General features: G+C 73.9%; 2 protein-coding genes and 1 pseudogene. 1 reads left to right on the top strand and 2 read right to left on the bottom strand.

All coding sequences use genetic code 11. The features are described 5' to 3' along the window. Positions 1–82: 82 nt before the first annotated feature. Both P409_RS32585 and P409_RS32580 read right to left on the bottom strand, forming a co-directional pair. Positions 83–733, bottom strand: a complete 651-nt coding sequence (locus tag P409_RS32585) for a glutathione S-transferase family protein (RefSeq protein ID WP_034848429.1) — start codon at positions 731–733, stop codon at positions 83–85. Between the two features lie 88 nt (positions 734–821). Next, positions 822–1,736 carry a LysR substrate-binding domain-containing protein gene (locus P409_RS32580; RefSeq protein ID WP_052121656.1) on the bottom strand — a complete coding sequence of 305 codons (915 nt, stop codon included), beginning with the start codon at positions 1,734–1,736 and terminating at the stop codon, positions 822–824. A 100-nt stretch (positions 1,737–1,836) separates the two neighbouring features. Between P409_RS32580 and P409_RS32575 the strand changes: the two are divergent. Beyond that, positions 1,837–2,114, top strand: a pseudogene (locus tag P409_RS32575) (hypothetical protein); the annotation flags it as partial.

Here is a 2,114-nt window from a genome sequence, read left to right as displayed (position 1 = left end):
AGGTCGCGATAGGTGTCGCGCCAGACCGCGACATGCAGCGCCGCCAGGGCCGGCGCGTCGGAAAGGACCGCAGGGCGCAGGATCATGCAGCCGCCGGCGCCGCGTCCCGGGCCTGGGCGCGCTGCACCGCCGGACGCGCGGCCAGCGTGGCGAGATAGGCCGAGAGCGCCGGCGATTCCGGCAGCTTGCCCCAGCCCTTCAGCCATTGCAGCACCGACCCGATCAGCACGTCCGCGGCGCTGAAACGGGCTCCGAGCAGATACGGTCCCGCGTCCTGCAGCGCCGCCTCGATCCGCTGCAGCGCCTCGGGATAGGTACACCAGCCGATGGAGCGGGCCGGCGGATCCTCGCGCCGCGGGAACACCGAATCGGCGAAGGCGGGCTCCAGCACCGAGGGACAGAAGCCGATCCAGGTGGCATAGGCGGCGCGCTCGCGCGAGCCGACCGGCGGCGCCAGCCCTGCCTCAGGCACGGCGTCGGCGACATAGGCGCAGATTGCGGCGCTCTCGGTCACCACCGCCGGAGGCGACCAGTCCCCGGCCGGGCCGCGGTCGACCAGCGCCGGCACCTTGCCGGCCGGGTTGATGGCGAGATAGGCGGGGTCCTTGTGCGTCGCCTTGGCGAAGTCGTGCGACGCGATGTCGAAGGGCACCCCTGTCTCCTCCAGCAGCCACAGGATGCGGGCGGAGCGAGAGCGCGGCGCATGGTGCAGGATGAAGCGCGGCGTGGTCATGGCCGAAGGTCCCCGGATGTCGTGGTGGCGGCAGTGAACCACAGGTTCCGATCGCAACGCGAGGGCGTAACGGCGGCCGGTCGCCCGCTCATCCGCCGCCCCCTGCCGCTTCTGCCGCCCCGTCCTCGGCCCCGTGCACCTCCTCGGCAAGCCAGGCGCGGAAGGCGGTCAGCTTCGGCGTCCGCCACATCGCCGGCCGGGCGGCGACGTAATAGGCGAAGCGGGTCGGCCAGGGCCGGTCGAGCGCCAGCGCCAGGCGGCCGGCGGCGATCTCCTCCTCGACATAGAGGTCGCGAATCAGCGCCAGCCCCTGGCCGGCGATCGCCGCCCGCACCAGCAGCAGGTCGCTGTCGAAGGCCGGGCCGCGCTCCGCCCGCGCATCCTCGATCCCCTGCGCCGCCAGCCACAGCCGCCAGTCGGCGCGGTCGCCGTCCTGCAGCAGCGGATAGGCCAGGCAATCCGCCGGCCCGGCGATCGTCGGGCCTCGGCGCAGCAGGTCCGGGCCGGCCACCGGCAGCAGCCGCGGCGCCAGCAGCGGCTCCGATTCCAGCCCGGGCCAGCGGCCCAGGCCGTGGCGCAGCACCACATCGACCCGGCCGAGATCGGACAGCGCCGTGGTCGCCTCGACCCGCACCTCGATGCCGGGATGGCGGGCGGTGAAGCGGCCCAGCCGCGGCACCAGCCAGGAGGCGGCGAAGGCCGGGGCGGTGCTGACCGTCAGCGTCTCCCGCCGTCCCTCCGCCGCCAGCAGCTCCAGCGCCTCGGCCAGCTGGTCGAAGCCGCGCTGCACCAGCGGATGCGCCCGGGCGCCGAGCTCGGTGAGGCGCAGGCCCTGGCGGTCGCGCGCGAACAGCGCCAGGCCCAGGCGCTGCTCCAGCAGCTTCAGCTGCTGGCTGACCGCGCCGGGGGTCACGCCCATGGCCTCGGCCGCCGCCTTGACGCTGCCGCGCCGGCCGATCTCGGCATAGGTCCGCAGGCCGAGGAGAGGGAGCGGTCCGGTCATGGCTCCAATTTAGCCGTTCTAAACCCAAACCGCACGGAATCTCGTTTGCTGCGGCCCCACCGGTCGAGAGAGACTTTAGCCGATCTGCAAGGAGCACATCATGCCGGAACAGGCATCGGGCGGCCGCTGGATCCTGGTCGGCATCGGCTTCACGGCGCTGGCGCTGTCCTTCTCGGTCCGCGCCGTGCTCGGCCTGTCGATGCCGGCGATCGAGACGGAGCTGGGCTGGGACCGCGCCTTCCTGTCGGGAGCCGGCGCGCTGGCGCTGTGCGTGATGGCGGCGATGGCGCCGGTGATGGGTGTCGCGGTCGACCGGCACGGCCCCGCCGCCTGCTGGCCGGCGGGCTGCTGCTGGTCGCCGCCGGCGCCGCGATCATC

Origin of the sequence: Inquilinus limosus MP06, from assembly GCF_000767795.1 — a bacterium.
In the GTDB taxonomy this organism is placed as follows: Bacteria; Pseudomonadota; Alphaproteobacteria; order DSM-16000; family Inquilinaceae; genus Inquilinus; species Inquilinus limosus_E.
The sequence above is the reverse complement of the archived record's forward strand: the minus strand, read 5'-3'. Positions and strand labels throughout refer to the sequence as shown.